A 24,488-nucleotide genomic window follows, 5' to 3' on the forward strand; every position below is an offset into this window, starting at 1 on the left:
ATGGGCACGAATGAAACACAGCAAGCGCTGTGCGAAATCGACGATCTGCGCATCGCCTTTCGTGCCCACGATGGCTCGATGAACGAAGCGGTGCGTGGCCTTTCGCTGACGTTGAACAAGGGCGAGCGCCTTGGCATCGTCGGCGAATCGGGTTCGGGCAAATCGCTGACCGGGCGCGCGCTGCCGGGCCTGCTGCCGCCCGCCGCGCATTGCACGGCCAAAGCGCTGCGCTTCGACGGACAGGATCTGCTGTCCATGCGCGCCGACAAGCGCCGCCGTTTGTGCGGTCAGCAGATGGGCATGATCCTGCAGGATCCGAAGTACTCGCTGAACCCGGTGATGACGGTCGCGCAGCAGATGCGCGAGGCGTTCGCACTGCACGACCCGAAGCTGGGCCGCCGCGCGATGCGCGAGAAGATCGTCGCTGCGCTCGAGGCTGTGCATATCCGCAATCCGGAGCGCGTTGCCGACTCCTACCCGCATGAACTCTCGGGCGGCATGGGACAGCGCGTGATGATCGCGATGATGGTATCGACGGGCCCGCGCCTGTTGATCGCCGACGAACCGACCAGCGCGCTCGACGTACTGGTGTCGATGCAGGTACTCGCCGTGCTCGACGAGATGATCGCAAAACATGACACGGGCCTCATCTTCATCAGCCATGATCTGCCGCTCGTGATGTCGTTCTGCGACCGCGTCGTGGTGATGTATGCGGGGCGCGTCCTCGAAACCTGTGCGGCGCGCGACCTCGTGAACGCACAGCATCCGTACACGCGCGGGCTGCTCGCCGCGAATCCGCCGCTTGCCAATCCGCCCGCCGAATTGCCCGTGCTTTCGCGCGATCCCGCCTGGCTCAACGACACGCAAGGAGTATCGTCATGATCGACGTCGATGCAGTGACGGTGCGCTTCAAGACAGCGGCAGGCGCCGTCGACGCCGTGCGCAATGCGAGCTTTCATGTCGCGCAGGGCGAGGTGTTCGGACTTGTCGGCGAATCGGGTTCGGGCAAGTCGACCATCTTGCGCGCGCTGAGCGGACTCACGCCCATCGCGCAAGGCACGATGCGCATTGCACATCAGGGCGACCAGTCACACAGGCGCGATGTGCAAATGGTGTTTCAGGATCCGTACGGTTCGCTGCATCCGCGCTTCACTGTCGATCAGACCTTACGTGAGCCGTTGCGCATCAATGGCATCGGGCAGCATGAAGAGCGCATCGTCAATGCGCTTCGCGAAGTCGGACTCAGTGCGTCGTTTCGCTTTCGCTATCCGCACCAGCTGTCGGGCGGACAACGGCAACGCGTTGCCATTGCCCGCGCGCTGATCGTCGAACCGCGCGTGCTGCTGCTCGATGAACCGACGTCGGCACTCGACGTCTCCGTGCAGGCCGAGATACTGAACCTGCTCAAGCGTCTTCACCATGAGCGCAATCTGACGATGATTCTCGTCAGCCACAACCTGGCCGTGGTCGGCTTTCTGTGTTCGCGCGTCGCGATCATGCGCAACGGCGAGATCGTCGAAGAACTCGATATCGAGCGGATTCGCGCGCAGCAGGTCGACAACGACTATTCGCGCAGCTTGCTGCTTGCGACGAGCGGCTATCAGCGCAAAGCCACTGATGCGATTGGCGTGGATGAGTCGCTTTAGAGTACGGCGGCCCTTCGAGGGCCGCGTCTCTGCATTTCTTACTCTGCTGCCGGCGCCAGTTTCGCTTCTTCGATATGTGATGCGCGTGGCGCCCGCGCCATCGCGAACACACCGAATGCGGCGATCGCTGCGGGCACGGCAAGCAGGCTGAATACCGATCCAAACTGCCAGCCCAAGCCCATCAGCGCAGCACCGACCAGTGCGCCCGCCACGCCGCCGATGCGGCCCACACCGAGCATCCACGCGACGCCCGTCGCGCGTCCGTGGGTCGGATAGAAGCTTGCGGCCAGCGCGGACATCGAAGTCACGGCGGAGGTGATGACGGTGCCCGTCAGGAAGATCAGCGCGCCGAGCCAGACCTGATGCCCGACGCCGCGCCCGACGAGCATGACCAGCAGGGCCGCGACGACATACGTGCACGCGATCACGCGATTCGCCTTGAAACGGTCCATCAGCCAGCCAACGCTCAGATTGCCGAGGATGCCGCCAAGTGGAAACAGCGAGGTCATCAACGCGGCGTTTTGCCCCGAAAAACCGGTGTCCTTGAAAAGCGTGGGCAGCCAGCTGGTCAGCAGATAGTAGATCAACAGGCCCATGAAATAGGCGAGCCACAACATTAGCGTGCCGAAGCGAAAGCGCGACGACAACACCACGCGCAAGGCGGAGCCGCGATGCTCAGCGACGGACTCTGCCGTGACGAACCGGCACGCTTCAAGCGAAGCGTCTCTAGCGATGCGCTGCAAGACACGGGCGATCCGCGCGTCGCCACGCCGTCTCGTCACCATGAATTGCGCGGATTCGGGCAGCAAAAGAATCAGCACGAACGTCAACGCAATCGGACCGACGCCGCCCGCGACAAGCACGCTCTGCCAGCCGAAGTGCGGAATGAGCCAAGCCGACGCGACACCGCCTATCGCGAGTCCGCATGAGAAGCCGCAGAACATCGCGTTCACGACCACGGCGCGAATGCGCGCCGGTGCGTATTCGGACATCAACGTCACCGCATTCGGCATCGCGGCGCCGAGTCCAAGGCCGGTCATGAAGCGCAGTACCGTCAGCGATTCGATGGAGGTGGCGTGCGCTGCCGCAAGACTCCATAGCCCGAAGAAAAACACCGATAAAACCAGCACCGTTTTACGTCCGACGCGATCCGCAAACGGCCCTGCACCCAACGCACCGATGCCCAGGCCGACGAGCGCGGCGCTCATCACGGGACCGAGCGCCGCTCGCGCGACGCCCCAGTCCTGCACCAGCGAAGGGGCAATGAAACCGACGGCAGCCGTGTCGAAACCATCGGCAGCGACGACCAGAAAACAGAGGACAAGAATCGTCCATTGAAAAGGCGAAAAACGTTCGCCGTCGATGAAGCGCTGCACATCGACTGTGCGTTCGTGCTGGCTCATTGCGTGTCTCCTTGAAACTCGGGTACTGCGTCTCCGAATGTTTTGATTGCGCTGCCGCCTGTTGTCTGTTTTGCTAGCGCAGCGCAGTGAGGCTTCTGAATTCGACGCGCCGGATAATCCGGCTTTCCTGGGCCACGATCAGATGCGCCGATGCCTGCAAATACGCCGGCCATTCCGGGTCTGCATCGCGCGCGGTGCGCCGCTGGTCGTAATCGCCGATGCTTTCATAACCCCACAAATGCACGACCTGATTCAACGCGCCGATATCGCTCATATAGAAACCGACGGGCGCGCCGAGGTACTTCAACTGAATGGGCATCGCGAGACGGTCGAATACGTCGATGAACTCCGCCATGCCGCGCGGCCGGATCGTATAGATGCGGTGATCGACGAAAGGTTTGGTGCTGCTCATGATGCTGTCCTCTATACGGTTGCGGATTGCCGCGCGTTTTGTGGCTGCGCGCGCGGGTCAGCCGGCTTGTCGGCGACGCCCGCGAGGCGCCGGCCTGTGATGTAGCCGAAAGTCATGATTGGACCGAGCGTGATGCCAGCGCCCGGATAGTTTCCGCCCATGACGCTCGCGCGGTCGTTGCCGACTGCGTACAGCCCGTCGATGACGGCGCCGCGCGCATCGAGCACTTCTCCTGTGACAGCCGTCGTGATGCCGTCGAACGTGCCCAGGTCGCCCATCACGACCTTGAGCGCGTAATAAGGCCCGTTGCCGATGGGCGCGACGCATGGATTGGGCTTGTGTTCGGGATCGGCGAGATAGCGGTTGAACGAGGTCGAGCCGCGGCCGAATTCGCTGTCTTCGCCACGCCTCGCGCCTTCGTTATACGAGCGCACGGTGGCCTCGAGCGCAACGGCATCGATGCCTGCACGGCGCGCAAGCTCGGCCAGCGTGCGCCCCTTGACGAGATAGCCGTTGCGCAAGAGCGGTCCCAGCGGGACGGGCGCGGGTTTCGCGTAGCCGAGCCCGTACTTGCGGATCGTCGTGTGATCGCAGATCAGCCACATCGCCGTTTCGTTTTCATCGCGGCATGCTTCGATCATCGCCGCACCGACGTCGTGGTACGAGTTCGCTTCGTTCGTGAAGCGCTTGCCTTTGCGCGTCACGCCGATGATGCCCGGCTTGTAGCGGTCCACCAGATGCGGAAACACGCCGAACGTGCCGTCGCGCATCGGTACACGCGACACAGGCATCCATGCGGCCGGCTGCGGATAATGTATCGGCACCGGAGCACCGACGCTCTCAGCCATGCGCGCGCCATCGCCCGTGTTGCCTTTCGGCACGGGCGAGCAATGCTCGCCGCCGCGCATCACATGCGGATACGCTTTGGCGATACGCGCGACGTCGTGCGAAAAACCGCCGCATGCGAGCACGACACCGCGCCGCGCAGCAATGCGCATCTTGCCGTCCGGACCGTTGACGACCGCACCCGTCACACGACCCTCAGACACGATGAGTTCCTGCGCGCCTGTGTTCGTGTGAATGGGAATGCCCATCGACAATGCGGACTTCGCGAGCCGCGCTGCCAGCGCATTGCCGCTCGTGATCTGCACGCCGCGTCGATAGAGCGCGAGATCCTTCAAATGACTGCCCAGGCGCTTCGCTACATACAACGCGGACTTCAGCGATCGCGTCGCGTTGAAGAAGTGCTTGAGGTCGGCGTTCGACGAATTGAACATCATGCCGATAAACGTAATCGTCTTGAGCGGCGGACGCAGACGCGCGATATCCTCGCCGAGATTGCGCGCATCGTATGGCGCCGCAACGACCGAGCGCCCGATGTCCACGCCGCCCTGCACATCCGGGTGATAGTCGGGATAGAGCGTGGGGACGAATTTCACTTCCGTCTCGCGCTCGAAGAAATCGATCATTTGCGGGCCCGCGTCGAGAAACGCATCGACGGCCGCTTCGTCGAAGAACGCGCCCGTTTCGTTACGCATGTACGTCTTCGCCGCTTCGCGCGTGTCGTTCACGCCGTTCGCACGTGCGTGCCGGTTGCCTGGAATCCACAGCACGCCGCCAGAAAATGCCGTCGTGCCGCCGAAATATGCTTCCTTCTCGATCACCACGACGTCGAGGCCCAGCTTGCGCGCAGTGATCGCTGTCGAGAGTCCGCCTGCACCCGAGCCGATGACGAGCACATCGCACGTCAATGGCGCGCGTGAGTGTGTGTGAGTAGCCATGCTGTGTGTCTCCTGCCAATGTCTTTTGTCTTAACGCGCCGAGCCTGCCTTCGCGTCGTACCCAGGTCGCGGCACGAGATCCATCAACATGCATTCGAGCCCACCGTCGACCACCAACTCCGCGCCATTCACATAACCCGCACGCGGACTCGCGAGGAACGCAACCACTTCCGCGATATCGACCGGTTCGCCGATGCGGCGGCTCGCTGTCATTGCACTGCGGCGCTGTTCGACATCGCCTTGCGCATAGAACGACGCCGACAGCGGCGTGCGGATCATGCCGGGACACACGGCGTTGCTGCGCACGCCACGCGCGCCCCACTCGGCGGCGATCTGCTTCGACAGCATCGCAACGGCCGCTTTGCCCGGGCTATACGCACCGCTCCATGTTTGCGGATGATGCGCAGCCACCGACGCCACATGCACGATGCTGCCCCCGCCATTGCGCAACATCGCGCGGCCGAATGCCTGTGAGCACAGCATGTAACCCGTGAGATTCACCTGCAGCATCGCGTTCCATGCGTCGAGCGCAATGTCTTCGATACCGCCCGGCCGCAGCAGGCCCGCGTTGTTGACGAGCACATCCGCTGCGCCCAGCTTTGCTTCGACGCGCGCTGCCGTCGCCTCGACGCTCGCCGCGTCGCCGATATCGCATTCGAATGCGCATGCGTCGATGCCGTTCGCGCCGAGCGTCTGCGCGAGGTCTTCGCACTTCGCCGCTTCGCGATCCAGCAATGCAACGCGCGCACCGCTTTCGCCGAGCACGCGTGCAATCGCACTGCCGATGCCGCCCGCCGCGCCCGTTACGACACAAACCTTGCCTTCGAGGCCGAGCCAACCAGCGTTAGTTTCGTTAGTCATCCGAATCTCCATGTCTTCATTTCGATCGGCGATTCGAAGAGCCGATCGCACGATTTCATGGAGAAAAGTATAGGGACACGCCGTTCGTGGAGATTGGACAAAGAGCACGCATCGCAGGACAATTCGTACACAGGAGACGAAACGGCATGAGGAAAATCCCTAACTACGATCTGTACGGCGAATCCGCGCGCCCGCCCTGGTTCGACGCGTTCAATTTCGAGTGGATTGCCGAGCGCAGCCGGCCCAATGACTGGCATATCGCCGCGCATCGGCATGACGCGCTATTGCAGATTCTGTACATACGCAACGGCAGCGGACACGTCGTGATCGAAAGTGAGAAGCATGAGTTATCGCCGCCCTGTGTCGTCGTTTTGCCCGCGCAGACCGTGCATGGTTTCGTGTTTTCGCCCGACATCGACGGGCTTGTGATTACGGCTGCGCAGCGCGCGCTGGAATCGATTTCGAAGGCCGTATCGCCCGGACTTCTGCCCGTGATTCAGCGCGCCGGTGTGATACCCGTGAAAGCGTCGGCGGGCGACGACACGTTGATGCCGCTCTTCACCCTGCTCGAACAGGAGTACCGCGGCAATGCGCGCGGCCATATCGCAGCGGGGATGTCATTGATGATTGCACTTTTCGTGCAAGTGGCGAGATTGAGCGATGCGGCGGCGATGCCCGCGTCGAGCGCCGTCGCCGACCGCCGCAGCGGGCAGATCAAGCGCTTTCGTGAACTCGTGGCCGCGCACTTTCGCGAGCATCGGCCCGTCGAGTTCTATGCGGAAAAACTGGGCATCACGACGGCTCAATTGAGCCGCATTTGCCGCGACGAACTCGGCCATTCGCCGATGTCGCTCGTGAACGAACATCTGATACGCGAAGCACAGCGCGATCTCGTCTATTCAGGCCTGACGATCAAGCAGATCGCGCACGCGCTGGGCTTCGAGGATGCGGCGTATTTCAGCCGCTATTTCCGCAAGCAGACGGGCGCGACGCCCAAAGAATTTCAGGCCGCCGCGCACACCGATCTGTCTTTGAACTGATTGCCCGCCGCTTAAACCGCCACCGCGCCGACGTAGTTCTCGGCCATCGAAATCGCCGCGCTGCGCGAAGTCGTTACGTGCTCCAGTTCGGCGACCTGCAATTGCTGCTCGAAGGGCGATGCGTCGTCGAGACGGTGCATCATGCGCGTCATCCAGTATGAGAAATGTTCTGCGCGCCAGATGCGCTTGAGCGCGGTTTCGCTATAGCGTTCCAGTTGATCGCTGCGATCTTCCTTGTAAAACGCACGCAATGCGTCGGACAGAATGCGCACGTCGGAAACAGCGAGATTCAAACCCTTCGCACCCGTGGGCGGCACGATATGCGCAGCGTCTCCGGCGAGGAACAGCCTGCCATGCTGCATCGTCGTCGAAACGAAACTGCGCATGCCGACAATGTTCTTCTGAAAGATCTTGCCTTCGACCACCTTGTGGCCCTCATCCGAATCGACGCGTGCGTGCATTTCGGCCCAGATGCGATCGTCGGACCAGTTGTCGACGTTGTCTTTCGGATCGCATTGGAAGTACATGCGCTGCACGTTCGGCGAGCGCGTGCTCACCAGAGCAAAGCCGCGCTCGTGACGTGCATAGATCAATTCGTCGGAACTGGGCGCTGCTTCGACCAGGATGCCGAACCAGCCGAACGGATAAACACGCTGATAGTCGCGGCGCAGCGCTTCGGGAACCGCGTTGCGCGAAATGCCCTGTGAGCCGTCGCAGCCGATGATGAAATCGCACTGCAGCTCGTGCGCCTCGCCGTCGTGGCGATAGCGGATAGCGGGCGTCGTGCCGTCGATATCGTGCAGCGACACATCCGACACGCCGAAATGCAGCGCGCCTTGCGCCGCCACACGCGCGGCGACCAGATCCTTGATGACCTCATGCTGCGCGTAGACCGTGATCGCTTTGCCCGTGAGATCCGTGAGATCGATACGGCGGCGCTTGCCTTCGAAAGCGAGTTCGAAGCCATGATGCAGCGCGCCTTCCGCTTTCATTCGCTCGCCGACACCCGTTTCCGTGAGCAGATCCATCGTGCCCTGCTCGAGCACGCCAGCGCGTATCGTCGATTCGATCTGCTCGCGGCTGCGCGATTCGAGCACGACGGAATCGATACCTTGCAGATGCAGAAGATGGGAAAGAAGCAGTCCAGCAGGACCAGCGCCGATGATGCCGACTTGGGTACGCATGAGTGTGTCTCCTGAATGCGTGGTGCGTGTCTTTGATGTGGGTCAAAGTGTGCCGTCGGCGCTTATATCGAGCAACGCAATAACGCGAATAAGCGTTATCTCTATTCACGATAATAGATGAGTCCGGGTTTTCCCTAGGAAAGCAAACGCAACTTTGGCGGAAGCGGTTTGTTGGCTATCTTTACTCTGCGGTCCCGCTGAGCGGTCCCGAACGCAAACAAGGAGAAGCAATGATGAAGATCCGCAATGTCCTGCCCGTGCTCGCTGTCATCGGTTGCGTGACGCTGACGTCCAACGTGTATGCGCAAGCGAGCGACGATACAGCGATGGCTTCCGCTCCCGCGGCACATTCGAAGAAGGCGACACCTGCGGACAAGAAGCTCGGCCGCGACGTGCGCAAAGCGCTGTCGAAGGCGCCGGGCTTCAACGTATCGAACGTCTACGTGAAAGCGCGCGGCGGCGCTGTGACGCTATCGGGCAGCGTGCCCGACGGCGGACAGATTACACAGGCGGCGGAAGTGGCGAAAGGCGTGCAGGGCGTGACGTCGGTCACCAACAAGCTCACGCTTTACTCGCATGGAAATAACTAGCCTGGCGCGACGCTTTCCATTTGCGTGAAATTCCGGCTCGAGATATCGCACGAAGCGACGGTGCTTCGTGCGATATCGCGCACGGCTTTTGCACCTTCGATCTGCAGTTCGCGCGGCAATGCAACGCCATGCTTCGCGGCGGTGACTTCGGCCAGAATCGATACAGCGATTTCCGGCGGCGTTCTGCTGCCGATATGAATTCCCGCCGGCCCACGAAGCCTCGCCACCTCGGCATCGGTGAGATCGAACTGCTTGAGCCTTTCGCGCCGTGCCGCATTGTTGCGCCGCGAACCTAATGCGCCGACATAGAACGCGGGCGTTTTCAACGCTTCCATCAATGCGAGATCATCGAGCTTCGGATCGTGCGTCAAGGCGATCACCGCGCAACGTTCGTCGAGTTTCATGTCGAGCACGGTATCGTCGGGCATCGTGCTCACCACTTTGATGCCTGGAACATCCCACTCGTTAAGGTATGCTTCGCGCGGATCGCAAACGGTCACCTGATAATCGAGGCCTGCCGCGACATTGCACAGATAGCGCGACAACTGCCCCGCGCCGATCACGAGCATCCGGTAACGCGGGCCGTGTATTGTGAGGAGACGCTTTCCATCGAAGGCGACGCCATTCGTCGCTTGCGCGGCGCTTAGCCCCGCAATACCCGTTTCCATGTCCAGCGTGCGCGCCACGAGCCGTCCATCTTCCACCGCGCCGCATAGTTCAGCGATGCCGCTCGCCTTTGTCAAAGGCTAGAGAACGAGCTGAATCGTCCCGCCGCATGGCAAGCCAAAGCGATGCGCTTCGTCGGCCGTCACGCCATACGTTACGGCTTCGGGCTTCATCTGCCCGATGCCGCGCTGACGCACACGGTCGATCAGATCGTCCTCGATACAGCCGCCCGACACAGATCCCACTACTGCGCCGTCGTCGCGCACGACGAGCATCGCGCCTTCGGGACGCGGCGACGAACCCCACGTTTTCACTACCGTCACGAGCAGCACGCGATGCCCCTGGTCGAGCCAGCGCGCGCTGCGCTTCAGAACTTCGATATCGACACTGTCCATTGCCACTTCTGCACATTCGTCGGCGGCACAGTCGCAGTGACGCGCGCCGCCAGGCATCACGTTACCGTCTCAACGCACGAACGACATTCGCACTAACCTCGGCCGGCCGGCCGCCCCACGCGCCACGCAGATAGTTCGCCACGTGTGCGAGTTCTTCGTCGCTCAATGTATTCGCGAAGCCCGGCATCGCCTGCATACGTTCGAGTCCGGGGAACCCTTGCTCCTCGATGCCGTCGAGCATCGAGACGATCAGGTTGTGCGCATCGTTCTGACGCACCGTGGAATTGCCTCGCATGGATACGGCGACGTGCGGCTTGCCCTCGCCCTCCACGCCGTGGCATCCCGCGCACACGGACAGGTACACGCGCCGGCCAGCCGCCATCTGCTCGCCATCGGCCGATTGCGTTTGCAGCGGCGCAGGCGCGACCGGTTTGTCGCCCATGATGTACGTGGAGATTGCGCGCAGATCCTCATGTGTCATGTATTGGCTGCTGAGATGCACGACGGGATGCATCTCGCCGAATGCCGACCCCTGCGGCGCGATCCCGGTCGCGAAGAATGCCTGCAAATCTCGCGCTGACCATCCGCGATCCGCGAGACCTTCGGGCGTGAGGTCGGGCGCATGAACTCGGCCAAGCGTTCCGCCTGCCAGCGGCTTCATGCCGTCGAGCTGTCCAAAGCGGCCGCGCGGCGTGTGACATTCCGCACAGTGCCCAAGCGCATTCGCGAGATAGCGTCCGCGGTTCCAGTCCGCCGACTCTCCACGCGACGCGTCGGGCAGCCCGCTTTCGAGGAACAGCATCTTCCAGAAGCGCACCGCGAAGCGCAGGTTGAACGGAAACGACAGATCGGGTTCGCGATTCGTCACGGCTGCCGGCTTCAACGACATCAGATAGGCGTAGATCGCGTCGCTATCGGCACGCGACATCTGGCGATACGACGTGTATGGCATTGCCGGATAGAGCTGCCCATCCGGCGAAACGCCCTCGTGCAATGCGGCGTAGAAATCATCGGCATTCCATTTGCCGATGCCGTGCTGCGCATCCGGCGTGATGTTCGTTCCATAGAACGTGCCGAAAGGGGAATCGATTTTTACGCCGCCCGCGAAGGGTGCGCTGTCGGGCGAGGTATGACACGCGGCGCAGTCCGCGGCTTTCGCCAGATAGCGGCCGCGTGCGATCAACGCGGCATCGTGCGTATCGACGTTGGCGCCATTGGCCGCGTCATGCGTGTTGCTGCATGCCGTCGACAGCACGGCAGTCAGCGTCAGCAATGCGATACGTATCAGGAATAACAACGCGCTCATCATTCGCCGCCCTTGAAGAGTCCGGGTGTGTTCAGCACGAGATCCTTCACCGCCTCGTAGTAGCGCACGTAGCCCGTACAGCGGCACAGATGTGAATCGAGTGCTTCGACGATGGTCTGTTCAACTGCGTTGCGTTCGACAGGATGGCGCTTCAATCGCTCGATCAGCACGGTCGTCGCATTGACGAAGCCCGGCGTGCAGTATCCACACTGAAAACTGAAGTGTTCGAGAAACTTCTGCTGAACGGGAGACAGTCCCACGACCTCTCCATGTTCGTTGCTCGCCGCGTGGCCTTCGACCGTGCGTATCTTCTTGCCGTCGAAGAACTGTGCGGATGTGATGCACGAACGCACTTCTTCGCTCGTGCCGTCCGGCTTGTCGAGAATGACGGCGCACGCATGACACACGCCCTGACCGCAGCCGAGCCGCGAACCCGTCAAGCCGAGATACTCGTGCAGAAAATCGATTAGCATGAGTTGCGCGGGAACGCGGACAGGGCCGAAAGATCGGCCATTGACGGTCATCGACACTGCTTGCATATCGATCTGCGTCGAAGACTGTTCGACCGGATCGGGAACGGCTTGCGTCGACTGCGCAGCACCGGCGGCCTGTTGGGAATGGGGATTGGCCGCCATCATGCGAGCACCTCCTGAATCTTCTGTGGCGTGACGGGAAGGTCACGAAAACGATGTCCAATCGCATGTGCAATGCCATTCACGATTGCGCCGACGACGGGAATCATCACCACTTCGGCAATGCCCTTGGGCGGATCGGTGTCAGTCAATGGCGGCAGCACTTCGCCCGTCTGCTTCCACACGGCGACGTCCGAAGCGCGCGGCAAGCGATAACGATTGAAATTCCACGCACCGTTGCCCGGCCCGTCTTCGTAGAGCGGCAAATATTCGTGCAGCGCATGGCCGATACCCATCGCAAGCCCACCCTGCAACTGGCCCGACACGAGTTGCGGCGAAATCTGGTTGCCGCATTCGAGAATCGAGTGATGCGTCAACAATTCGACTTCGCCATTGCTCTCGTTCACGCAGAGTTCAACGAGCGTTCCGACCGCGCTGTAGTAGACGACGGTCGCGTTGTTGCGCTGAACGGGCGGAATGAATACGCGCTTGCGATCGAGCACGCGGTAACCGTTCGGTGTGGTCGCGTGCTGTCTGACGTCCTGCGTTGCGCGATTGCCGTGGCGTAGCGACAGGCCATCGATGGGCAGGCGTTCCACCTTGCCGCCGATGTCGAACTCGGCCTCCGTCCATTGCCAGCGATTGAACACGTGCACGGTCGCACCCGTCACGAGTTCGAGTTCATGCATCTGCTTCGCGAGCCGTTCGAGCGGCAACGCCTCGAGGCCATCCGCGGACAGCTTGCCGTCCACCCAGCGTGCGTCCTCGATCCGCACGATCAGCGACGCCGCCTGACCACCCCCTATGCCTTCCGACCAGATCGACATCGCAGCGGGCCACAAGCCCTGCGTGAACAAAACGCGCGCCGCTTCACGCGTGCTATGCGTGAAGTAGAAAGCTGAGTTCGTCGCGCTTGACGGCGACATGTAGCCCGGCGACCAGCGCGGATTCTTCGACAGGCGATCCTGTTCCGCCTGCGACATCAGATATGGATCGCCGCTCGTCACGACGGGCAGATCGAGCCACTCGTTGAGCGCGAAGCGCACATCCGTCGCGGGCGCACCCAGCCATCTGGCCACCCCGACTGCCTGCGCCGTCGACATGCCCGTGCCGATTTCCGCGCCTGAATGATGCAACGTGATCTTTCCGTCTGCGCTCAGTTCGACCTTCGCGAACGACGATTCCGCACCCGTACCGAAGTCTTTCTGCACACACGCAAAGCCCACGCCGTAGCGCTTGCCCGGATGTTCTGTTTCGAATTGCGCCTTCTTCTGTACACGGTTCTTCCATAGCGGATGCGCGCGAGCCTTGTCGAGTACTTCATCGACACGTACAGCGCCAGCCGGAATCGCGCCCTGCGTGTTTTTCATGCCGGAGCGCAATGCGTTCTTCAAACGGAATTCAATGGGATCGAGTTGCAGTTGTTCCGCGATTTCGTCGATCATCATTTCCGTCGCGGCCATGCTCTGCAGCGTGCCGTATCCGCGCGCCGAACCTGCATCGACTGCACGGGACGCAATGGCGATCGCCGTGAAGTCGTTCTTCGGAAAGTAGTAGATGGATTGCGCGGCTGTCGCGCCGACCATCGCCACGGAGGGCGAGAAATTCATCCGGCCGCCGCCATTCGCTTCGAAATCGCCCTTGAACGATTGCAGCAATCCCGTCTTTCTGTCGACTGCGATGCGGTACTTCATCCTGAACGCATGACGCTTCAGCGCGCTCTGGAACTGCTCATAGCGATCGTTGGCGAGACGCACGGGGCGGCCCTCGCCATACATCGCGGCGACAAGTCCGTAGAAGGGCATGTTGTAGTGGTCTTTCGATCCGTAGCCAACCGTGTAGCACGGATGCAAGAACACGTTCTTCACGGGAAAGCGGCACTTTCCGGCCATCTCCGCGACGCTTTGCGCGACTTCCGCCGGACCCTGAGCAGGCACGATCATGTGCAGCGAATGCGTCGACGCGTCGTACCAGCAATTTGCGTTGTCGGCTTCGAGCGCAGCTGTATCGACGGATTGCGTGCTGTAGTTGCGCTCCAGCACGAGCCAGTCGGCAGGCGGAGAATCGAATTCGGCAGCGATGCCGTTCGCGTAGAACATGCCCTGTTCGCCGAGCTTGCCGTGCTCCTTGCCATCCGGCCACACGGGTTGATGCTTACGCATCGAGCCCGGAAATACAGGCGCATTCTTCAGGCTCGAGAATACATCGTCGTCGTATGGCGTCTTTCCGCCCACCCGCACGAAACGGAACGTGCCCCATGGATCGCGTTCGAGCGGCCCTGTTTGCGGGCCGTATGAGATTACGTCGTCGCGGAACTTGAGGCGGTCTTTGGCGAGGCGAAAGCGCGCGAAATCGTGAAAGATCAGAATGGCGACCGCCTGCCCCAGATATGCCGGCGTCTTACCCTTAGGCAACAGCATGTCGTCGCCATAGAAGGCGGGAAAGTGCAGACCATCGCGTTCGAGATCTTCAGCCGTCACGATCCGCTCTGGCTTCAACGCCTCACCGAGCATGCCCAGGTTGAACCCTTCATACACACAATCCGCACGCGTGGTTCGCAGAATGAGTGCATGCGCCTGCTGTTGCGGCCAATGCGGCATATCGGATGCACGCATGTCGCGCGCAAACACTTTCGCGCCCGTGACCTTGGCGATACCGTCGATACGAAATCGCGGCTGGCCGGTTCTTGCGTCCCACTCGACGGGCGTGAGTATTTTCTCTTCGAATAGCGCGGCAAACGCTCGACTCCCGACGGGCGCGAGATACACCGAAATACCGGCCATGACAGTGGTCTTTAAGAAACTTCGGCGTGAAAGGCCGACCATGTACGTCTCCAGAAATCCAGAACTGCGCGCGTCGGCTTCACCGGCGGCGAGGTCGTCGAGCGCGCGCAATTGCGCAGCCGATTGAATGCTTCAGAGCTGTCGGCAATAGGTCCGGCAGCGTTTGAGGAGCGGCATTATGTCAGCCGTCGAGAGTGCTTTATGTTGATATTTGCCAAAATGCGCTTTGAAGCGTCAATGATTGTCAAAGCATTGGCGGCGATGCTTTTACGAAGGTCAGAACTGTTTTGATTTATGTATGTTTGACCCGACCCGTCGCTTCGAGAATGGCCTGCCGAATGCGCGGATACGTGCCGCAGCGGCATAGGATGCCGTGCATGGCACAGTCTATTTCCTTGACGCTCGGCGTCGGATTGCGCTGGAGCAGCGCACTTGCCGCCATCAATTGCGCGCTCTGACAATAGCCGCATTGCACGACATCGACCCGCAGCCATGCGTCTTTCAGTGCGCGTACCTGTGGTCCTTGCAGGCCTTCTATTGTCGTGACTTTATTTGCACCGATATCCGAGAGCTTCTCCTGACACGAGGTTTTGGCATCTTTGCCGACGTGCACCGTGCACGCACCGCAGACACCGACCCCACAACCGAACTTGGTACCCGTCATTTTCAGTTCGCAGCGCAAGACCCAAAGCAATGGTGTCGCGGGATCCGAGTGCACTTCGACGGACTTGCCGTTGATATTCAGCTTGAGCATGTTGCACCCCCGGCATACAGCTTCGTTTTGAGCGGCAACGCGTAATCGCGCGTTCCTGTCAGCGCGTACAACGCATTTGCGACGGCGGGCGCAACAGGCGGAACCGCGGACTCGCCGACACCTTGCGGATGGGCTTTCGACGGCATGATCTCGACGGAGATATCCGGGCATTCGTCCATCCGTACGACATCGAATGCGCTATACAGGCTCTCGACGACTGCGCCATCGTCGAGCGTGATCTCCTCCTTGAATGCAGCGGACAGGCCAAAGACAATCGCGCCCTCCACCTGCTGCCTGATCAGATTCGGATTCACCGGCAAGCCGCAATCGATCGCGCAGTACACATGTTCGACCTTCACCGTGCCGTCCTTCTGCAGCGATATATCCACGACCTGCGCCACCACGCTGCCGAACGCTTCGTGCAACGCGACGCCGCGCGCATGCTTGACGCCTTTGTCCGACCAGACGGCAGACACTTTCCAGCCGGACATGTCCGCCACTTTCTGCAACACGGCGAGATGCCTTGGATGCTTCGTCAACAGGCTCGCGCGAAACGCGACGGGATCCTTGCGCGCCAACGCAGCAAGTTCATCGATAAAGCTTTCGATAAAGAACGCCTGATGGGAATGACCGACGGAGCGCCAGAAGCCGACCGGCATCGGCAAATCGATTACGCGTTGCCCGATCCACACATTTGGCATTTCATAGGGCTGATCGAACGAGCCTTCGGACACGGTCTTGTCGAAGTTGATGCCGAGATCGGGAATGCGGTAGTTGCGCGCGAGCCATTTCGCCACGATCGACTGACTCACCGATGTGTTGCGCCACGCAATCAGTTGCCCCTGTGCGTCGAGTCCCGCCTGGAAGCGCGACACGCACGCCGGGCGATAGAAATCGTGACGCATGTCCTGCTGACGCGTCCACAGCGTTTGCACAGGACGTCCCTGCGCTTCACGCGCGATAGCGACCGCCTGCACGATGTAGTCGACTTCGAGCCTGCGTCCGAATGCGCCGCCCGGCATCTGCTGCTGCAAGTCGACGCTTTCCGTGCTTATGCCAAGCAGACGCGCGACATGCATGCGCGCAACGGCTGGCACCTGGGTCGCCGCCCATACCGTCGCCTTGCCGTCGTTCACTTGCGCGGTGCAGTTCACGGGCTCCAGCGGAGCATGCGCGAGATAGGGCACGCGATACTCTGCCTTTAGCGTATGCGCGGCGCGGCGTAGCGCGTTATCGACATCGCCGTGGCTGTACCACGCATGCCCGTCGCTTTCGTCGAGCGCCTGCTTGAGACGCTTCTCGATGTCCGCGTTGGTGAGGCCTTTGGTCGGACCATCGTGCCAGTCGATCTTCAACACGTCGAGCGCCTTCATCGCGATGAACATGTTCTCCGCGATCACCGCTACGCCGCCCGTGCCGCCGTTGTACGCACCGACGGCAAAGACCTTGTGTACGCCTGGCAGCGACGCCGCCGCCGAGCCGTCGAAATGCGCAACCGCGCCGCCCAATGTCGGACACATCGCGATGCTCGCGTAGAGCAAACCTTCCGGCACGACATCGATGCCGAAGATCGCGCTGCCGTCCAGCTTCGAAGCGGCCTCGATGCGCGTGAGCGGCTTGCCGATCAACTGGAATGTCCCGGGGTCCTTCAGCACCGGCTTGCGCGGCAGCGGCTGACGCGCCGCCTCTATCGCGAGTTGCCCGAAGGCCGCTTTGTGCCCTGCGTCGTGCAGCACGACGCCCTTCTCGATACGGCAGTCGGCAGCCTTGACGCCCCAGCGTTCGGCGGCCGCCGCGATCAGCATGGCGCGCGCGCATGCGCCTGCTTCGCGCATCGGCTGCCAAAGATCGTTGATGGTCGACGAGCCGCCTGTCATCTGCGTGCCGAAATCGCGCGCGAGTTTGCGCGTGAGCCACACGATCGCTTCTTTAAAGACACTGTCGTCGTCGGGACGAAACGGCAGATCGCCTGCCACGTTTTCGATGTTGTTGTAGATGTCGTCGAGCGGCGCATTGGCCACGCGGATGTCAGCCCAGTTGGCGTCGAGCTCTTCCGCGACGAGCATCGCGAGTCCCGTATGCACGCCCTGGCCCATCTCCGTTCTGCACATCATGACCGTGACGGTGTTATCGGCGGCAATCTTCACGTAGCCGTTGAGCGCCGCTTCACCGGGACGCACGGGCATCGGCTCCGACGCGACGAGCCGTTGACGCGGCGGCAGCGCCGACCATCCGATCACCAGCGCACCGGCTACGCCCACGCCGCCCAGCAGGAAGGTTCGACGCTTCAGCATGGCATCTCTCAGAGGAATCCAGCATGGACACCAGTAAAACGCACCAGCCGCGGCACAACTGAAACTCTACCGATTCAAGCACTGCCGTGCGCCGCTGCGCGCGTCCGCCACATCTGCCATCTATCCGGTTCGACAAGCGCCCTTCAATTCCCGTCAACGTTCATATTAGTGCGCGTTGCGGAATTCGCCGAATGAATGGCGTGGAAAATAAAGGCTGAAAAGTTTGCGACGCGACGGCAAATCCCGCATTGCCGTTTAGCGTAAAGCGCGAGCGAAGTGCAATAAGCGCATTCGTCCCGATACCGCCAAAAGGCGTTTAAAACACGCTGCGACAAGGGTTTGGCGCGTGCCTCCCGGCATGCTGCACTGCACTTGCACGCAGTGGCATATCGCTTGCATTAATGACGGGCAAGCGCTGTGTCACGACGACCGCCTGGTCTCGGCAGTCGCACAGGGAGAAGAGAGATGCCTTATCTGATCGGTTGGTTGCTGGGTGTGCCGCTTATCGTCCTTGTGATTCTGTATCTGATTTTCCACTGAGGACGCACAGCCGGTGCGATCGTTGCGATCGCCTTCCAGAAGTACAAACGCGGGCCATGCCCGCGTTTCTTTGCAAGAGCGGCGAGCGCACATTCACTCGTGTGCGCTCGTCGCTCGCGTCTTGCTTGTCAGACTCCGCCAGCCTGCTTTTTCAATGCATTGAGAATACGCTTTTCGAGCGCGGCATAGTCGTGCCCGAAGTGATGATCGCCCGATGTGCGGATCACTTCGATACCCGTCTTCGTGAGCGTCGGGCAAAGCGTGTCGTCCTCGTGTTCGCCATAGAAGCACTGCACGATCTTCGGCGGCAAGCGCGCGAACTCAGGCTTCACAGACAAGGCCTTGTCGCCGGCGGGCATCCCCAGCCAGCCCGTCACGCGGATCTGGAAGTCGGCTGCAGGCGCGAAGCCAAGCAGCGAGATCAGCGAGACCTTCGCGCGCGCGGCGTCGGGCAACCGGTTGTACGCGAACGGCATCACGTCGGCGCCGAACGAATAGCCGATCAGCGCGACGTGGTCTGCATGCCAACGCGTCGTGTACGTTTGCAGCACGCGCGCGAGGTCGTGGCTCGTCTGTTCCGGCGAGTGCTCGGACCAGAAGTAGCGCAGGCTGTCCCAGCCGATCACGGACACGCCATCCTTCTGCAATTCTTCCGCGATCGTCTTGTCGAGATCGCGCCAGCCGCCGTCGCCGGAAATCACGATTGCCATCAGGCCCGTCGGATGCGCGGCGGGCAGTTCGATCAGCGGCAGGTCGGAGACGTCCTCTTCCTTCATCACGGCAACGCGCAAATGAGGCGTCGTCAACTCGACGATGCGCTGCGTGCCCGCCGATGCGTTCGCATCCGTTTCGGCAAAGCCAGGCAGGCCCGGGCCATGCGTCACGGTCGGATCCGGCGCGCACGGATTGAAACGCTTGTCGAGCGTGCCTTGCGGCGCGACGGAGACCGCGCCCGCCACGGTGTTTTCAGGCGCCTGCTTGAGCACCTGCATCGCGAGCGTCGCGCCCTGCCCCGTGCCCGCGACGATCGGCATGAAATAGCGGTTCGACTGCACCTGCCGTTCGAGCTGGTGGCTCACGGCTTCGGCATCGCCGACCAGCTGATGACACGCTTCTTTCTTCGCAGCGAGATTCGCCGCGTACTTCGCGGTGTCGACGCCTACCACCATCGCGCCATTCTTTGCGAGCGCGTCGGCGGCCTGCTGGTCGGCCGGCTTCCAGCCGCTTTCGCGCGAGTACAGCACAACGAAGCCGCGCACATCGCCCGTCGGCTTCGTCACCGTCACGTCGCCGTAACGGCCGCCCGACACGGTCTCATACGCATGCGCTGCGGGCACGACGCCGGCGAGCGAGCACAACGAAACGCTCGCCAGTGCGGCGAGCCGGTAAAACTTTTGCATGATCATGAACGCCGGCCCCCTGCCAGCAGCGAAAGGTCCGCCAGCGTGAAAAACACGCCGACTGAACCGGATGCAGCGAGATAGCGCGGCTCCCAATGAGGCTGGAATTTGCTCTTGAAAGCGCGCAGTCCGCGGAAGTTGTAGAAGCGGCCGCCGAAGCGCCACACGATGTTCGCGAGCCGGTGCCAGCGCGATGCGAGCGGCGTCGGCGACATGCCGGAGAACGGCGCGATGCCGAGGCTCAGCGAACGGAAGCCCGCATGCTTCAGATGCAGCGCGAGCTGCGTGAACAGATATTCCATCGCGTACGGCGACGCCTGCGGCACATGGCGCATCACGCCGACGGTCGCCTCGGTGTTGAGGTCGGTCGTCATGAACGTGACGAACGCGACGGGCTCGCCGTTCTGGCGCACGAGCATCACCGATTGCGCGGCCAGATAGTCGTCCGTGAACGCGGCCACGGAGAAGCTCTTCTCGCGTGCATCGCGGCTGTCGAGCCAGCCGTCGGAAATCGTGCGCAGCGTCGCGATCGATTCGGGCACGCACGCGGGCTCGATCACTTCGACGGCGAAGCCATCGCGCTCGCCGCGCTTGAGCGCGTAGCGCAGATGCGCGCGATGCGAGCCCTTCAGATCGAATTCGTCGAGCACGACGTGCGCTTCCTCGCCGAGCTTCATCAGCGTAAGACCGGCGTCGAGATACAGCGGCAGCGCATTGGCGCGCACCTGATAGAACGCCGCGCGGCCGCCGTGGGCATGCGCGAGCGCAACAAACTTGCTGATCAGATCCGCCCATTCCGCGCGCGGCCCGACGGGGTCGTGCAGCGCGGCCCAGGTGCGGCCGTACTTCGCGTACATCAGGAACGCCTGGCGCGACTCGGAGAACAGGAAGCTCTTGTCGCCCATCAGCGCGAGCCCCGCGTCGCTGCGTTCCTGTGCGCGGAAAATGCGTGCGGCGTCGTCGAGATCCTGCCTCGCAGGCCTTTCGAAGCGGCCCGCAGCGGGACGCAGCAGCTGCCAGAACGAGAACGTCGCGGCGAACAGGCTCGCGGCAAGCGTTGCGCGCAGCGCACGCGGCGCGCGCTCGTCGAATGCGAATTGCCACCACAGGTCGCGCGTGTAAGGGACGTCGCGGAACGCGAACAGCATCACCCACACCGCGAGCATCAGCACCATCGCGACGGACACCAGCCAGCCCGCCGTGAAGGGCTCGGCAAACAGCGACGAGCGGCGGTTGAAGCGCGAGCGCGTCGAGATAAGCAGCGCGATCAGCGTCGTCAGCACGCCTGCTTCGACGAACGCGAGCCCCTTCGTCAGCGACAGCGCGAGACTCACGACAGCCAGACCCAGCGTGAGCCACCACGCCGCATCGAGACGCCGCGACAGGCCGCGCGCGACGAACAGCAGCGCGACGCCGACCACGCTGCATAGCATCTGCGAGCTTTCGAGCACCCACAGCGGCACGAGATCGCGCAGGATCGCGATGCGCTGCAGGAACGCAGGCGTCGCGCTCGAAATCACCAGCATGCCGCCGACCACGAACGTCAGCAGACTCAGGAACAGCGGCGCGAGCTGCGAGACGGTGGCCGCGTGATGCAGCGGCAGGTGTTTCTTCAGCACGCGTCCTTCGAAACCGGCCAGCAGGCCCGCCGACACGATCAGCGGCAAGCCGAAATAAATCGCGCGATACGCGAGGAGCGCGGCGACCATCGAATGCGTCTGCACGCTGCCGCCGAGCGCGAACACCATCGCCGCCTCGAACACGCCGACGCCGCCCGGCGTATGGCCGATCATGCCGAGCAGCATCGCGGCCGCGTAGATCGTGATGAACGACACGAAGCCGACATGCGCATGCGGCAGCAGCGCCCACAACGCGAGACCGGCCGCGACGACGTCGAGCACGGCGAGCAGGACCTGCTCGATGAAATCCCGGCGCGCGGGGATATCGAACGACAGCCAGCTCCAGCGCGTGCGGATCTGGCGCGTATTCTTGCCGCACGCGAGCGCCAGCAGACCGAGCACGGTCAGCAGCGCCGCGCCGCCCCACGCGAGCGCGCCCGTCGGGCTGTGCAGCATCGGCGCGAGGGTCGTCGCGTCGCACAGCATGCCGAGCGCGGTCATCAGAACGAGGGCCAGCGCGAGCGACACGCTGGTAAACACCGTCATGCGGCCAATCTGCGCCGGCGTCACGTCCGCGACGGCGTAGACGCGCGCGCGCACCGCGCCGCCCGTCAGCGCGCCGAAACCGGTGGCGTTGCCAAGCGCCGAGCCCGCCGTCGCGCCGATCCACAGCGCCGCGCGCGGCACCGTCTTGCCGATGTAGCGCAGCCCGACGGCGTCGCGCCCCACGAGGGCGACGTAGCTGAGAATCGTCGCGCCGAGGGCAGCCGACCATTCGCCCGCCGTCAGGTGCCGCAGATGGCGGATCACCGACTTGTAATCGACGGCCTGCGACAGGTGCTGGAACACGATCAGCAGCAGCACGCAGACGCCGAGCGACAACGCGGGCGACAGCACGCGCCGGCTGCCAGCCACGGCGCAGGCTCGCTGAAGCAGCGCGGCCGCGCGGCTAATAGAAACACGGGGATGGTCAGACATGGATGAATCCGGGTATTGCCTGGTGCAGCAGCAATGGTCTCGTTGCTGAAGCATCGAATAAGGTTGGATTTCGGAGCGCATCGGACGCTATTACGTGCCCGGATTTCGCCTGTTTCAACTCTTTACAAATGGACAACGGCAAATTGTCCAAAAGGTTGACATCGGGAACGACCCGAAGGCGATTTTTTGCAGTTCTCGCTTAAGAAATCCTGATGTGAAGGATGATCGACCTGAAATTGAGTCGAATTTTCCGGTGGTCAAGGACGGTGCGGTGCGTAACCGCGCGCCGGGCGCTCAGCGGGAGCCCGCATGCAGGTTCGCTTCCCAGCGAGTGCGGCGCGGCGGATGTACCGGTTAGTACAAACCCTGGCGCCGCGCGATCCGCATTCCTGGCTATCGGGCCGGACGCACGATACCAGATTTGACATTACGTTTACCCTTCTCGCATGTTCTTCGGGCTTTCAAAGCCCTACGATTCATCGACGGATCGTTGCCCGGCCGGCCGGCGGCCCAATGCAAAAGGCCCCGGTTGCCTTGCCAACCGGGGCCTGCGATTTCGACGCGTAGTGCGCCGTGCTCAGTGGGCGCCCGACGCCGCCGCGCCCCCGCCGCCCTTGGCCGGCTTCGTCAGCCAGATCAGGGGAATGATCACGATGAAGATCATCGACGACAGCCAGAAGATGTCGTTCAGCCCGAGCATCGCGGCCTGTGCGTTCAGCGACCGCTCGAAGAACGCGACGGCCTGATCGGTGCTGCCGCCGAGCGTCGCGTGAATGCTCGCGAGGGCGCTTGCGTAGTCGGGATTGGTCGCGCCCGACTGCTCCGCGAGTTGCGCATGATGCAGGATCGTCCGGTTGTTCCAGCCGGTCGAAATCAGCGAGGTGCCCACGCCGCCCGCAAATATGCGCACGAAATTCGACAGGCCCGCTGCGGCAGGAATTTTCTCGGCGGGCAAGCCGGACAGAATGATGGCCGTCAACGGCACGAAGAACAGCGCCATCGGAATGCCTTGCAGCAGGGTCGGCAGAATCAGCGTCCACTGGTCGACGCCCGTCGTGTAGTGCGAGCGCATGATGAACACCCCGGCAAAGCCGATGAAGGCGAGCGTCGCGAGCACACGCGCATCGGACCTGGGCATGATCTTCGCCATCACGGGCGCGAGGACCACCGCGAAGACGCCGAGCGGCGCCGTCACGAGACCCGCATCGACCGAACGATAGCCGAGATACCCCTGAATCCATTGCGGCAGGAGCACGAGGTTCGCGAAGAACACCGCGTACGCAACCGAAATCGCAATCGTGCCGCCACGGAAGTTCTGCCCCGCAAAGAGCCTCAAGTCGACAATCGGGTTCTTCTCCGTGAATTCCCAGATCAGGAAGAACAGGAAGCTGATGGCAGCGATGATCGTCAGCGTCCAGATCACGGGCGAGTTGAACCAGTCGAGATCCTTGCCCTTGTCGAGCATGATCTGCAGCGTGCCGACCCACATGGCGAGCGACAACAAACCGATCTTGTCGATGGGCAGCTTGCGCGTCGCCGATTCGCGGTCGCGATAGAGCATCCACGTCACGCCCGCGGCGAACAGGCCCACGGGGATGTTGATGTAGAAAATCCACGACCAGCTGTAGCTGTCGGTGATCCAGCCGCCGAGCGCGGGGCCCGCGATCGGGCCGACGGTCGCCGTCATCGCCCATAACGACAACGCCGTCGAGCTTTTCTCCTTCGGATACGAGGCAAGCAGAATGGCTTGTGAGAGCGGCGTCAGCGGCCCCGCTACGAGGCCTTGCAACACCCGCGCGGCCAGCAGCACGATCAGATTCGGCGCGACACCGCACAGCCACGACGAGAACACGAACAACACGATCGACAAGACAAACAGCTTGATCTGGCCGACGCGCTGCGTGAGCCAGCCTGTCAGAGGAATCGCGACGGCATTGGCCGCCGAAAACAGCGTGATGACCCACGTGCCTTCATCGACGGATACGCCGAGATTGCCGGAGATGGTTGGAATGGCGACGTTCGCGATGGACGAGTCCAGCACGTTCATGAACGTGGCGAGCGCGACGGCGAGCGTCGCGAGCACCAGCTTGCCGCCCGTGAACGGCGGCGGTGCGGTTTGCGTAGAAGGATTCATGGCGGCTTATCTATCTGACCTGTCAGGTAATTGATCAAGCGAAGACGCGTCGGTAAGTTGCGTCTTCGCT

General features: G+C 62.2%; 17 protein-coding genes and 1 pseudogene. 4 read left to right on the top strand and 14 right to left on the bottom strand.

All coding sequences use genetic code 11. The annotated features are described in order from the left end of the window. On the top strand, positions 1–882 hold the full coding sequence (locus FRZ40_RS21965) for an ABC transporter ATP-binding protein (protein ID WP_147235568.1): 882 nt from the start codon (positions 1–3) through the stop codon (positions 880–882). Continuing rightward, positions 879–1,646 carry an ABC transporter ATP-binding protein gene (locus FRZ40_RS21970; protein ID WP_147235569.1) on the top strand — a complete coding sequence of 256 codons (768 nt, stop codon included), beginning with the start codon at positions 879–881 and terminating at the stop codon, positions 1,644–1,646. The genes FRZ40_RS21965 and FRZ40_RS21970 overlap by 4 nt, the downstream gene beginning before the upstream one ends. Positions 1,647–1,684: 38 nt before the next feature. On the opposite strand, the gene FRZ40_RS21975 is transcribed toward FRZ40_RS21970, so the two are convergent. The 4 genes from FRZ40_RS21975 to FRZ40_RS21990 form a co-directional block, all read right to left on the bottom strand. Further along, the gene (locus FRZ40_RS21975) at positions 1,685–3,049 is read right to left on the bottom strand and encodes an MFS transporter (RefSeq protein WP_147235570.1); all 1,365 of its coding nucleotides are present in this window, start codon (positions 3,047–3,049) and stop codon (positions 1,685–1,687) included. 73 nt (positions 3,050–3,122) lie between these two features. Further along, complete coding sequence (locus tag FRZ40_RS21980) at positions 3,123–3,461, bottom strand: NIPSNAP family protein (protein WP_028363704.1); 339 nt, start codon at positions 3,459–3,461, stop codon at positions 3,123–3,125. Positions 3,462–3,472: 11 nt separating this feature from the next. Then, a complete protein-coding gene (locus FRZ40_RS21985) occupies positions 3,473–5,242 on the bottom strand; it encodes an FAD-dependent oxidoreductase (RefSeq protein ID WP_147235571.1) in 1,770 nt (589 codons plus the stop codon). 30 nt (positions 5,243–5,272) lie between these two features. Then, positions 5,273–6,103 (bottom strand): SDR family NAD(P)-dependent oxidoreductase, encoded by an 831-nt coding sequence (locus FRZ40_RS21990; protein ID WP_147235572.1) that lies wholly within the window; start codon positions 6,101–6,103, stop codon positions 5,273–5,275. Positions 6,104–6,249: 146 nt separating this feature from the next. On the opposite strand from FRZ40_RS21990, the gene FRZ40_RS21995 reads away from it, so the two are divergent. Continuing rightward, complete coding sequence (locus FRZ40_RS21995) at positions 6,250–7,143, top strand: helix-turn-helix domain-containing protein (protein ID WP_028363707.1); 894 nt, start codon at positions 6,250–6,252, stop codon at positions 7,141–7,143. A gap of 11 nt (positions 7,144–7,154) precedes the next feature. Here FRZ40_RS21995 and FRZ40_RS22000 read toward each other — a convergent pair whose 3' ends face one another. After that, complete coding sequence (locus FRZ40_RS22000; RefSeq protein ID WP_147235573.1) at positions 7,155–8,327, bottom strand: 4-hydroxybenzoate 3-monooxygenase; 1,173 nt, start codon at positions 8,325–8,327, stop codon at positions 7,155–7,157. Between the two features lie 233 nt (positions 8,328–8,560). On the opposite strand from FRZ40_RS22000, the gene FRZ40_RS22005 reads away from it, so the two are divergent. After that, on the top strand, positions 8,561–8,917 hold the full coding sequence (locus FRZ40_RS22005; protein ID WP_028363709.1) for a BON domain-containing protein: 357 nt from the start codon (positions 8,561–8,563) through the stop codon (positions 8,915–8,917). Here FRZ40_RS22005 and FRZ40_RS22010 read toward each other — a convergent pair. The 9 genes and pseudogenes from FRZ40_RS22010 to FRZ40_RS22050 form a co-directional block, all read right to left on the bottom strand. Next, positions 8,914–9,978 (bottom strand): annotated as a pseudogene (locus FRZ40_RS22010) (XdhC family protein). The gene FRZ40_RS22005 and the pseudogene FRZ40_RS22010 sit on opposite strands and share 4 nt — an antisense overlap. 61 nt (positions 9,979–10,039) lie before the next feature. Then, positions 10,040–11,284 (bottom strand): c-type cytochrome, encoded by a 1,245-nt coding sequence (locus FRZ40_RS22015; protein ID WP_420873877.1) that lies wholly within the window; start codon positions 11,282–11,284, stop codon positions 10,040–10,042. Further along, positions 11,284–11,922, bottom strand: coding sequence for a (2Fe-2S)-binding protein (locus tag FRZ40_RS22020; RefSeq protein ID WP_193567019.1), 639 nt, complete (start codon positions 11,920–11,922; stop codon positions 11,284–11,286). The genes FRZ40_RS22015 and FRZ40_RS22020 overlap by 1 nt, the downstream gene beginning before the upstream one ends. Then, positions 11,919–14,741 (bottom strand): xanthine dehydrogenase family protein molybdopterin-binding subunit, encoded by a 2,823-nt coding sequence (locus tag FRZ40_RS22025; RefSeq protein WP_420873878.1) that lies wholly within the window; start codon positions 14,739–14,741, stop codon positions 11,919–11,921. Before FRZ40_RS22025 ends, FRZ40_RS22020 begins: the two co-directional genes overlap by 4 nt. Before the next feature lie 250 nt (positions 14,742–14,991). Beyond that, positions 14,992–15,453, bottom strand: a complete 462-nt coding sequence (locus FRZ40_RS22030) for a (2Fe-2S)-binding protein (RefSeq protein WP_028363713.1) — start codon at positions 15,451–15,453, stop codon at positions 14,992–14,994. Beyond that, complete coding sequence (locus FRZ40_RS22035) at positions 15,441–17,747, bottom strand: xanthine dehydrogenase family protein molybdopterin-binding subunit (protein ID WP_147235575.1); 2,307 nt, start codon at positions 17,745–17,747, stop codon at positions 15,441–15,443. The genes FRZ40_RS22030 and FRZ40_RS22035 overlap by 13 nt, the downstream gene beginning before the upstream one ends. Before the next feature lie 668 nt (positions 17,748–18,415). Further along, complete coding sequence (locus FRZ40_RS22040; RefSeq protein ID WP_147235576.1) at positions 18,416–19,693, bottom strand: virulence factor family protein; 1,278 nt, start codon at positions 19,691–19,693, stop codon at positions 18,416–18,418. Beyond that, positions 19,690–22,284, bottom strand: coding sequence for a bifunctional lysylphosphatidylglycerol flippase/synthetase MprF (mprF, locus tag FRZ40_RS22045; RefSeq protein WP_147235577.1), 2,595 nt, complete (start codon positions 22,282–22,284; stop codon positions 19,690–19,692). Before mprF ends, FRZ40_RS22040 begins: the two co-directional genes overlap by 4 nt. Before the next feature lie 577 nt (positions 22,285–22,861). After that, positions 22,862–24,418 carry a DHA2 family efflux MFS transporter permease subunit gene (locus FRZ40_RS22050; protein WP_028363717.1) on the bottom strand — a complete coding sequence of 519 codons (1,557 nt, stop codon included), beginning with the start codon at positions 24,416–24,418 and terminating at the stop codon, positions 22,862–22,864. Between the last annotated feature and the right edge of the window lie 70 nt (positions 24,419–24,488).

Origin of the sequence: Paraburkholderia azotifigens (assembly GCF_007995085.1) — a bacterium.
Lineage (GTDB): Bacteria > Pseudomonadota > Gammaproteobacteria > Burkholderiales > Burkholderiaceae > Paraburkholderia > Paraburkholderia azotifigens.

What these genes read in the sequence shown, in the direction of transcription:
- FRZ40_RS21965 (WP_147235568.1), top strand. Translation starts at nt 1, where the DNA reads ATGGGCACGAATGAAACACAGCAAGCGCTGTGCGAAATCGACGATCTG.
- FRZ40_RS21970 (WP_147235569.1), top strand. Translation starts at nt 879, where the DNA reads ATGATCGACGTCGATGCAGTGACGGTGCGCTTCAAGACAGCGGCAGGC.
- FRZ40_RS21975 (WP_147235570.1), bottom strand. Translation starts at nt 3,049, where the DNA reads ATGAGCCAGCACGAACGCACAGTCGATGTGCAGCGCTTCATCGACGGC.
- FRZ40_RS21980 (WP_028363704.1), bottom strand. Translation starts at nt 3,461, where the DNA reads ATGAGCAGCACCAAACCTTTCGTCGATCACCGCATCTATACGATCCGG.
- FRZ40_RS21985 (WP_147235571.1), bottom strand. Translation starts at nt 5,242, where the DNA reads ATGGCTACTCACACACACTCACGCGCGCCATTGACGTGCGATGTGCTC.
- FRZ40_RS21990 (WP_147235572.1), bottom strand. Translation starts at nt 6,103, where the DNA reads ATGACTAACGAAACTAACGCTGGTTGGCTCGGCCTCGAAGGCAAGGTT.
- FRZ40_RS21995 (WP_028363707.1), top strand. Translation starts at nt 6,250, where the DNA reads ATGAGGAAAATCCCTAACTACGATCTGTACGGCGAATCCGCGCGCCCG.
- FRZ40_RS22000 (WP_147235573.1), bottom strand. Translation starts at nt 8,327, where the DNA reads ATGCGTACCCAAGTCGGCATCATCGGCGCTGGTCCTGCTGGACTGCTT.
- FRZ40_RS22005 (WP_028363709.1), top strand. Translation starts at nt 8,561, where the DNA reads ATGAAGATCCGCAATGTCCTGCCCGTGCTCGCTGTCATCGGTTGCGTG.
- FRZ40_RS22015 (WP_420873877.1), bottom strand. Translation starts at nt 11,284, where the DNA reads ATGAGCGCGTTGTTATTCCTGATACGTATCGCATTGCTGACGCTGACT.
- FRZ40_RS22020 (WP_193567019.1), bottom strand. Translation starts at nt 11,922, where the DNA reads ATGATGGCGGCCAATCCCCATTCCCAACAGGCCGCCGGTGCTGCGCAG.
- FRZ40_RS22025 (WP_420873878.1), bottom strand. Translation starts at nt 14,741, where the DNA reads ATGGTCGGCCTTTCACGCCGAAGTTTCTTAAAGACCACTGTCATGGCC.
- FRZ40_RS22030 (WP_028363713.1), bottom strand. Translation starts at nt 15,453, where the DNA reads ATGCTCAAGCTGAATATCAACGGCAAGTCCGTCGAAGTGCACTCGGAT.
- FRZ40_RS22035 (WP_147235575.1), bottom strand. Translation starts at nt 17,747, where the DNA reads ATGCTGAAGCGTCGAACCTTCCTGCTGGGCGGCGTGGGCGTAGCCGGT.
- FRZ40_RS22040 (WP_147235576.1), bottom strand. Translation starts at nt 19,693, where the DNA reads ATGATCATGCAAAAGTTTTACCGGCTCGCCGCACTGGCGAGCGTTTCG.
- mprF (WP_147235577.1), bottom strand. Translation starts at nt 22,284, where the DNA reads ATGTCTGACCATCCCCGTGTTTCTATTAGCCGCGCGGCCGCGCTGCTT.
- FRZ40_RS22050 (WP_028363717.1), bottom strand. Translation starts at nt 24,418, where the DNA reads ATGAATCCTTCTACGCAAACCGCACCGCCGCCGTTCACGGGCGGCAAG.